At 42.9% G+C, this 8797-nt stretch carries 8 protein-coding genes and 2 pseudogenes; 4 read left to right on the top strand and 6 right to left on the bottom strand.

Going from position 1 to position 8797, the window contains the following annotated elements; translation table 11 throughout:
• Positions 1-72: 72 nt before the first annotated feature.
• From BN93_RS09420 to BN93_RS19165, 3 genes and pseudogenes are all read right to left on the bottom strand, one after another.
• Positions 73-711, bottom strand: a complete 639-nt coding sequence (locus BN93_RS09420) for a hypothetical protein (RefSeq protein WP_019188083.1) — start codon at positions 709-711, stop codon at positions 73-75.
• Entirely contained in the window at positions 708-1892 is a 1185-nt protein-coding gene (locus BN93_RS09425; RefSeq protein ID WP_232211156.1) for an AAA family ATPase, read from the bottom strand. Before BN93_RS09425 ends, BN93_RS09420 begins: the two co-directional genes overlap by 4 nt.
• A 247-nt stretch (positions 1893-2139) precedes the next feature.
• A pseudogene (locus tag BN93_RS19165) lies at positions 2140-2262 on the bottom strand (IS982 family transposase); the annotation flags it as partial.
• 1858 nt (positions 2263-4120) lie between these two features.
• Between BN93_RS19165 and BN93_RS09435 the strand changes: the two are divergent.
• The 4 genes from BN93_RS09435 (at position 4121) to BN93_RS09450 (ending at position 6862) form a co-directional block, all read left to right on the top strand.
• Positions 4121-4669, top strand: coding sequence for a hypothetical protein (locus BN93_RS09435; RefSeq protein ID WP_157462788.1), 549 nt, complete (start codon positions 4121-4123; stop codon positions 4667-4669).
• Between the two features lie 114 nt (positions 4670-4783).
• Positions 4784-4921 carry a hypothetical protein gene (locus BN93_RS18620; protein WP_019188087.1) on the top strand — a complete coding sequence of 46 codons (138 nt, stop codon included), beginning with the start codon at positions 4784-4786 and terminating at the stop codon, positions 4919-4921.
• Between the two features lie 606 nt (positions 4922-5527).
• Entirely contained in the window at positions 5528-6067 is a 540-nt protein-coding gene (locus BN93_RS09445) for a hypothetical protein (RefSeq protein ID WP_019188089.1), read from the top strand.
• 312 nt (positions 6068-6379) lie between these two features.
• Positions 6380-6862, top strand: coding sequence for a hypothetical protein (locus BN93_RS09450; RefSeq protein WP_019188090.1), 483 nt, complete (start codon positions 6380-6382; stop codon positions 6860-6862).
• A 48-nt stretch (positions 6863-6910) separates the two neighbouring features.
• On the opposite strand, the gene BN93_RS09455 is transcribed toward BN93_RS09450, so the two are convergent.
• The 3 genes and pseudogenes from BN93_RS09455 to BN93_RS09465 form a co-directional block, all read right to left on the bottom strand.
• A complete protein-coding gene (locus BN93_RS09455; protein ID WP_019188091.1) occupies positions 6911-7183 on the bottom strand; it encodes a hypothetical protein in 273 nt (90 codons plus the stop codon).
• Entirely contained in the window at positions 7180-8244 is a 1065-nt protein-coding gene (locus BN93_RS09460; protein WP_019188092.1) for a BACON domain-containing protein, read from the bottom strand. The genes BN93_RS09455 and BN93_RS09460 overlap by 4 nt, the downstream gene beginning before the upstream one ends.
• A 16-nt stretch (positions 8245-8260) precedes the next feature.
• Positions 8261-8797 (bottom strand): annotated as a pseudogene (locus BN93_RS09465) (DUF4302 domain-containing protein); the annotation flags it as partial.

Consider the following 8797-nt stretch of genomic DNA (forward strand, 5'->3'; position numbering starts at 1 on the left):
ATTGGATGCTTACATTTCTTCTCACACCAGATTGACAGTCAATGCCAGAGAAACCTCTTTTATTCCTGCCTTTTATAATTCATATTCCTTATTGTGCACCCGCATAACGAATTCAAATCCATGGGGAAGGGTTTCGTGAAGTTTCATTTTTTCAAGTTTCATTATTGGGCGACTGAATTGGCGAGCTGATTTCGCCATTGGATGAACCCCTTTCTTATCACTCAATCTGCAAGAAAACAAGGCTACTTTTTTATCATAACTATCAAGAACGTTGCCAACCTCATAAATACGTTCTATGGTTGCTTCAAGCTGTTCTCTTGCATAGGCTAGTTTACCTGTTTGTTGTGTACCAGTGGCACTCTGGGCAAAGGGTAAAATGTATTTAGATTCTGTATTTGTCAGTTCATTTAACACAATAAACTCTTCACCAACATTTGGCGAAATGATAAAATCACAGCACTTGGGAGCATTGTTCCTGCCATGTATTGTTTTACAAAACGCTTCAAAATCCACAATTTCAACGGAGTAGTCCCTTTTGCGGATGACCGAAACGCCCTTTCCCGTGGGTTGTACGATGGTGGGCTGCTGGTCTCTAATTTCAAAAACGACACTTGCAGGACACTCCTTGTGAATTAGCATGGTGTTGTCATCCCAAGTTATTCCGAAATGGGCAGAATAATCTTTTTTCAGGAAATCGCAGAGCGTACTCATACGTTGCTCCCTCCCAAAGCTTCGTAATCGTTATAGATGTCTTCAATTACTTCCGACAGGTCAAGCGTGTTAATCACATCCTCGTGGGTGTCTTCGTCTGTAGCCATCAGATTCATCAAGCCACCATTAACCGTTCTGTACACAATGACGTTCTCTGGTTTTATGAAAGGCCAAGAACTACGACCATTGTCATAATAACTTGCACGGAGTAGTACATTCAGGTGATTGAGGATATATGGACTGTGAGTCGCCAACATTAAATAAACGGCTCTGTCTGCGGCATTATTATGGAAAGCATCCTTCACCAAAGAGTCAATCAAACTACGTTGTGAGTTTGGATCCAAGCTCAACTCAGGTTCTTCGATATGTAGTTGTACAACCTTCTGCATATCTGCAATCTCCATTTCTGGTCTGTACTTGGTGGTCAGATCCTTTTCAAAAAGATATTGAATGATGCTTCTCTCTTGTGCCTTTTTAAATGAGAACTCCGTTGAGAAATATTTGGTCATAACTACTAGCGGGATTGTTGTCTGAATTCCTGATGACGCATGACGAAACTCAAAGGCTTCATAGGCGTCGTCGTTGGGAGTTAACACATATTTCTTTTGGTTGTTACCTCCCTTTTGCACATCCAATTTCAGCCCCACATAATCCAAATCAAAGTGTTTGATTGTATCAGTGGCAGCATCAAAATCTTTCAGCGTCTCATCAAAGAAGAAACCAAGGCTTGTATTCTTAGCAAGGGTGCCTTTGCTAACTAAAGCTGGGATAGCACTTCTCATCTCAGACACCCATACATCCTTGGCAAAGACAATATCCTCATTTGCAATGCTGTCATCGTATGAAAAAATACCCTTGTCGTATTTAAGTTCGTAAGTGTTGCCATTTATTTCTACGCGATAAAGGATATAAGAGCCATCCTTAAACAAATTCTTCATGTCGTCACGCAGGCTGTCTTTGAAGCGAATAGTAAAAAGCTTGTTATCAATCGAACTGTTCTTCAAGTAAGCGCGGATATTGACGCGCTTATATAAATAGCGCATCAGTATGACTAATTTCATCAGGGTACTCTTACCACTTGCGGAACTGCCAATTACAACAGTAAGAGGACGAATTTCTATCTCACCAGTATCCCTTAATGCACCGACATTTTTAACTTGTATGGATTCTTTGATATTCATGATTCGCATTTATTAATCAGTTGTCTTCCTGCGGCATATCAATCTTTCACAAATCGCCAATACGCCATGTAAATTATTAAGCACAAAGATACATATAATTTAGCACAAAAGATACGAAGGGGGATAAATTCTATGTCTTATAGCCATACGGAATTGAACATGAGAAACCATCTGCGTATCGTTAACAAACACAGGTTCCCTCCTCCGCGTAAAGTGTGTTAACACCCTGCTACGCAAGTGGCGCACGCTTCTGGTAACGTCCTTTGCGGTTTCGCAAGCGCTTATATCCCTTGTCTGTGGGGTCGATGTGTAGGTTTTTCGTTAAGTCGGCTTCTAAATTCTTGCAGAACTCATACTGTATACAAGATATCTCTGAAACTTAGTCAGTGGTAATCATTACTGTATGTGTTTGTAAGTTGTTGATTTTCAATCATGAAGTTGCAAAGCGATAGAGAAATTACCAATTTTTTAGGGAACATTCTTGTTCAAAGCTGGCGTAATGATGTGTCTTGCCATTGTGCCAAGTGGCATGTCTGTTTGTCGGCGCGTGTGTGGCTTTTTGCAAATGCGCTGGGTGTGATGGTGGCAAGGTGGGGTGGAAAAAGGACTGTAAAGTGGATTGGTAAGTCGTTATGTCGTCCGTTGGGCAATTAAAATGGCGTACTTCACACCTGAGTTAAAATGTTAAACATATTCTTTTGATTTTACAAAACCTATTCTTCTTGCCGCCTCATCCTAGCTCCAAAACACCGCTAAAAGTATGCTTTTAGCCGCCAGTCACCATTTTACACACCTCGTTTTCTATCAAAAAATGATGGTCCAAAGGGCGTTTTGCATCATTTTACCCTTCTAGATTGTCGCTCGCACGCAAAAAATGTCGTCCACTTTTTCTGCATTTAGCACCAAAACGGCAGTGGTTAAAGCATCATTTTGCCCCTTTTTGCACGTTATTTCAGTCCCCCGAAAGGGTTTTAAGCCCTTTTTTACACTGCATATTCTTGCAACGGGCTTGCTGTTTGCTGCAATTTACCCTGCGTTTTGGTGCTTTTTACCTTGCATTTTGGTGCTTTTTACCCTGCGTTTTGGTGCATTTTGCATTGTGTTTTGGTGCTTTTTACCCTGCGTTTTGGTGCATTTTGCCCCAAATTATGCTGCAAAAGGCGTGCTGTGCTGCCTAGGACGTATATTTAAACAATGTTCAATGGTTATTTATCCACCTCTATGCGCACCCTGTTTCGCCCCAAATAAGTTGGTGCAATACTCGCAAAAATGTGGGCGAAGGGCGGAATTGCCACAAAAATCGCAGCCATAATGTTAAATTTCGTACGCAAAACGTTACATCCCCTTGTCGGTGCTTTCGTCAACATCACATAACTTTGCAGTGAGCAAATCTTATCCGCGAACCCCTTTAACCTCAATCGGCCATTATACCGCCAATAAATTATTTTGGGTTGTTTCCACCCCTTCCTGTCCATCTTTCGTTTGCTTGTCGGCATTTTGCCAGTCTTATTCTCTTTGACGTAGTCCACTATGCCTTCAAGAATATCAATGGTAAGATGCCGACAAGCAAGCAGGGTCCGTTCAAGCTCTATTGGGCGATTGGGGTTGAATGCCGTGGCTACCCATAACTTCTTACTGCTACATCTTTCTTACGAAGACAACTAAAACGCTTTCACGCACTTTTGTTACCTTTGTCCCACAATTCTTCTCTTGTTTGCTTGCCTATTATAAAAGGTAAAGGTTGCATAGGCTTAGATTTGTAACGAGTGATAACCACTTTTACTCCGCCTTGTCAGAGAAAGTCTCTTGTGTGATATCACTAAGTGCTTATTTCATTCGTTCGGTATTGTTATTGTTTCATATCATGTTAATGGCAAGCTGCACAATAAGCACCAAGCAGCCTGCCTCTACGAACCAGTATGTTGCACATAAACAGGTGAAGGGAGATTCCTTGTGACGAAGGATGATGATACAGGAAAGATGTGCCATTGACAGCCTGTTTTCACCTTGTAGGGCATGCACTGAATACCCTACAATAGCTTACTTTTCAAGACACAATCAAATTTTACTCCAGAAAATGAGATTGTTCTTCAAATTTTATTGTAAATTTGTCCAGTACTTTGTATATGAAAGGCGTGTTTGCCTTGCTTTATTTTTTGCAACACAAAGACAATCAACGCCCTCGATTTATGAGAGTAAAGACGAATTCGGTAAATAAAACATACGATATGAAGGTGAAAATTTTAGTAATGTTTTTCTTGCTGCCGCTATTCTGTTCGGCACAAATCACTATGGATGATGATTGTTTTGATAGGAGTAACAGGATATTCGCAAAAGTAATACTCGAAGTTTTTGATACAAGCTTCGTCCATAAAATGGTGGATAGTGGTCAACGTTTTCTACTTGCGCTGAATGTTGATACTGCTGGGTATGTGCTAGGTGTGCGTAATGGTAGAGGCAACTTTCCCGAAACCCAAGTAAAGGAAATGACGGATAAGCTCAGAGAGTACTTCCAAACTAATATGGTGCAGTTCCCCCTTTGCTATGTCCTTCAAGACATAGGACTATCGAGTGAGGACCAATTAAAGTTGGCACGTAAGATCTTTAGCGAAAAGAAAGAGAGGACATTCGGTGCAAATTTCCCAGGAGGCTTGTTTTTTCCTTATGAAGCTGATAAAAGGAAGGGCTTTGAGGGCTCAAAGTTCGACTATTTGTTGCTGAGAATAAGCCAGCAGAAGATACCGATTAAGAAGAAAGTTCGTATGGACAAGAAATAGTATGGTTAGAATGATAACGCGCCACATCCTCCATATCGACTGCGACCTGCACAACAACTCCCTGCGCATATAGTTTGCCAACGGCAACGAAACGCAATACGCCTATTTGTAGATATGATTAACCTATCAACAGAAAAGAATAGTATACATGAGTTTGCGGGGCATGCTGCACCCAAAACAGATGCAGGAACTGATACGGGGAATGCAATTGATAATGAGAATAAGATGTGGAAAGAACAGGAAAACCATTAAGGAAAGGAGGAGAGAAACATGTTGAATGGTGTATATTTAATGCTGTTGGCCGTGCTTTGGCCTGGTGTTTCTAGCAAGTACCAGCTTATGAGAGATTATACATGGACTTACCAGTATACCTTAATTATGAATGTAGACAAAACGCCTGTGAAGAAGTCTGAGAAAAGGCTGATAAGTACACAAATTTCGTGTGGAAACGGTGGATGTAGGAGAATAGCTTTTAAGGATTCAAGCATAGCTTTGTCTTGGAATGAAACCGGCCCCATAGATACATTAAAGTGGAGTATCAAGTGTGACACCTTAACATTGTTCACGCATTCTGAGTACATTGAGTTTATGCGGAAGAATACGTATGAGAAATTTATAGTGCGAGTGAATAAGGAAAAACAAAAGGGGGAGCTGGTGACATTTGAATGCCCGAATATTTCATATCATTTTGCCTTAGAGCCAACTGATGTACGGACACAAGCGAAATAGAAGGAGAAAGCCTACACGGAGAAACCCGCCTAGTGGCCAACGAAATCGTTGCTCACACCCTGAAAAAGAGGTTAAACCCTATGCCTTCAAAAAAGAAGATTAAACACTTACAAATGAAACATTAATGATATGAAAGCAAAAGTTATCGCATTTCTCCTTTCATTCTATCTGCCATGCTTTGGGCAGGTGGCGATTGATAATGATTGTGGTTTTCGCAGTTGTAGAATATTCGGGCGAGTGGTGTTGACAGTTTTGGGGCTAAATACTGTACGAGAAATGTTAGAACACAATCAGCGCTTGACTTTATGGCTAAATATAGACAGCTTAGGATATGTACTAAGTGTTAAAAAGGCTGGTGGGGAAATGCCCCGACCACAACACGAGGAAGCGGTAAGTAAACTTAAAAGCTACTTTCAACAAAATGTGGTGCGGATGCCTATTTGCTATGCTCTAGAAGATATTGACCGTACGTATGAAGAACAGCTGAAACTTGCAATTGAGAGTTTTCGTGAAAGTGGACTAAGAACAATCCTTGTGTCTTTCCCAGGTGAACTGCCGTTGCGCTACAAGATAGCTAAGAATTCTGGCTATAAAGGTTCAATGCTCGACTATTTGTTGCTGAAACTAAACGAGCAGGAAATTAATCCCAATAAGGAAAAGGAAAGATGAAACCCAGGATAATTTTACTTGTCATGTTCCTTTCTTGCGCATACATCTGTGTAGGAGGCAAGCGGAACTAAATTTTCGACGAAATGAGTAGGAGGGGGATAGACTCTATCTCTGTATGTTACTACTTGTTGTTGGTTTAGGCGACAAACTCACAGCAGTTGCTTGTTAAGGGATAAAGAAGAGAATGGATAGGGTGCAAGGGCGCCGTTTGTCATTACCACTGCCTATCGTTTTGTGAGCAAGAGCTGTGCTTAACGGTGGCAAGAAATAAAGGGTAGGAACTATGGATGAAAATTTAAACATACATACGAAATGCAAAATATCTCGATATATAACGAGGAACTTTTAAGTAGAGTTTTTAGTCGTAAGAGGAGGAAGGGTATAGTGGCGATTTCATACGACTTGGATTGGTTGCCGTTAAATCGTAAAATTGATTTTACGGTCAACAAGTTATGTAGCTATCGTTTTCATAAAGCACGGCTGACCTTGCATTTTTGGGAGCCAAACGAAGTGTTAGAGCGGATGCTTAAAGAATGTGCCGTAGATGACTATGAAATGACAAGAGCATACAAACCTATGCGGATGAGACCAGGTGTTGTTCATATTAATTTCGTCAACGAGTTTAATACGAGGTTTTTAAAAGTTCTCATAACCAAGCATTATGGCTTTGAGAATGCACGCCCCGATACATTAAACGTAACGCCTTCTGTTGCTATGGATACAGATAAGGAGCTTATTGCAATTAAGTTGTATGACGATAGGGGCTTTTATGAGTATGTTATCGAAAAGCGGTGAAAGGGTGGAAAGGTGAAAGATGGTTGTTTCTGCTGATAAAGGTTGGAGCTATTCTTTTTGATGGAAGACCTGTTCCTGATAGGGCAAAGCTGCATTAAGAGGTGTGGTATTTGGTTTTTCTTCTGTCCAAATTGCTAATGCCCAATTGGCGGTAATCGCCAAGTGCCTTGTTGTAATGCCCAAAATAAAGAGGGCCGATAACGCTATATCGACCCTCTTTGCATAGGTAAAGAAATTTAAAAAAGTTCTTTCGGGCGGTTTAAAGAAACGTTGCTGGGCGGCGTTTTGCCACAACAAGTGGCGTTGTGTGCCGCGGCTCATTTTTTGCGTTTAAACAGATAAGCGTCGTTTCCGTAAACCAGATAGCCCTTGTACGTTTTGTTTTCGAAGACCTTAGACGAGAACCTGCCCAACACAAAGGCGGGAGCGGTGCCGAAATGTAAAACCGTTCCTTCCAAGGAACTGACTTTGGCGGCTAGCCCTGCACTGTAAAATAACTGGCCAGAGATGGTTACTTCGGGACTTACAGACACTTGCCCGTCTTGCGGACCCACTGCGGTGGCGACGTAATCGTTGTCGTACATGCCCGCATATTGCCCGCCGGCAATAGACAACGTACCTTGCTTTGCCGAGAACGTAACGGGGAAGGCAAAGGGGTTGGTGGTGAAAGCGAGCATCAGTTTCTTGTTCTCCTTGTACAACTTCACCGCATAGGCGTTTTTAACGGGCTTGCGGTTCTCGTCTGTTTCGGTAAGTTGCAGATAATACTCGCCTAGCACATCGCGGTCCAGGTCTATCTGTGTAACGCTGATGGTGTCTTTGCCCACCGTGGTTTCAACCACAAATTGGCCCGTGCGCACATGCCCTTCGTTGTTCTCGGTGGTGATGATGGTCACCTCGCCCTTCTCGTAGGTTGTGGTTAACCAGCTGTCTAGCGATTTGATGCTGATGTCGAACGTGGTTTTAACCTTATATGTAAGGGTGTCGGCTTTGTCGCCCATAACGATCTGTTCGGGCAAGTCGATTTGCGAAACGGGGCCTTGCTGGTCGATGGCGACGATGGTTGAGTCGCCGTCGGCCGACTTAATGACCACCGTTGTGTGTCTCGACTGCATTTCTTTGTTCACATCGGCCGTTACGGTTACAAGTTTCCCCTTAGTTTCGGCCTTAGCCCAGGGTGCCATTGCATAGGCCTTGGCGGCATCTACGTTCACATAGATGCTGTCTGTGCCGCCCAACGCGTCGAAGGATGTGTTTGCCGACACCACTTTTAGCGTGTGTTGGCTTACCTCGTTGGTGATGTCGTCGTTGCCGCAGGCTGCCAATAGGCAGACGAGGGCGCAGGCAATGATGGCGGTGAATTTAATTCTTTTCATTTCCATTTGCAATTGGTTGTTTTTAAATCTTGGTCATACCCTTAATCGATTCTATCTTGGCACTGCCGTTTACCAATAGGGTGGTAGACACGCCCACTCTCTTCGTGCCGTTATATTCGAGGATAATCATCGAGTCGAGGTTGATGTAGCCTGCAAGAGTGGATGTGAAGGTGAGGAAGACGCCGGGCTTGTTGAAGTCTTTGTTTACGATAAAGCCCAGAAAGTCGAACTTGAACATCTGCCCCGGATCGGCCGAATCCCACGAGCACATCCAGTATTCGTGCTTGTTTGGGTCGGTGTATATCTTCTCCGGGCTCCATGTTAGCGTTCCTGTTTTCTTGTCGTAGACGAACGTAAGCTTGAAGTCGGGCGACAAGCCTTCCATCCAATAGGTCTTTCCGTCGCCTGCCGCAACCATCTTTACCTGTACCGAGGCGTTCTTGTATTCAAGGTTGTACGTGCCCGCATAGTCGGCATAGCGCATGTAGTCGGCGTTGAACACCAGGTTGTTTGTGCCCGTGTCGTTGCCCGTGAAGGTGAGTTTGTTGGTGTCGTAAGC

Origin of the sequence: Prevotella conceptionensis 9403948, from assembly GCF_000312305.1 — a bacterium.
Classification (GTDB): domain Bacteria; phylum Bacteroidota; class Bacteroidia; order Bacteroidales; family Bacteroidaceae; genus Prevotella; species Prevotella conceptionensis.

Excerpts from the sequence above, each read along its gene's own strand:
- BN93_RS09455 (WP_019188091.1), bottom strand. The coding sequence starts at position 7,183 with ATGAGCCGCGGCACACAACGCCACTTGTTGTGGCAAAACGCCGCCCAG.
- BN93_RS09435 (WP_157462788.1), top strand. The coding sequence starts at position 4,121 with ATGAAGGTGAAAATTTTAGTAATGTTTTTCTTGCTGCCGCTATTCTGT.
- BN93_RS18620 (WP_019188087.1), top strand. The coding sequence starts at position 4,784 with ATGATTAACCTATCAACAGAAAAGAATAGTATACATGAGTTTGCGGGG.
- BN93_RS09425 (WP_232211156.1), bottom strand. The coding sequence starts at position 1,892 with ATGAATATCAAAGAATCCATACAAGTTAAAAATGTCGGTGCATTAAGG.
- BN93_RS09420 (WP_019188083.1), bottom strand. The coding sequence starts at position 711 with ATGAGTACGCTCTGCGATTTCCTGAAAAAAGATTATTCTGCCCATTTC.
- BN93_RS09450 (WP_019188090.1), top strand. The coding sequence starts at position 6,380 with ATGCAAAATATCTCGATATATAACGAGGAACTTTTAAGTAGAGTTTTT.
- BN93_RS09460 (WP_019188092.1), bottom strand. The coding sequence starts at position 8,244 with ATGGAAATGAAAAGAATTAAATTCACCGCCATCATTGCCTGCGCCCTC.
- BN93_RS09445 (WP_019188089.1), top strand. The coding sequence starts at position 5,528 with ATGAAAGCAAAAGTTATCGCATTTCTCCTTTCATTCTATCTGCCATGC.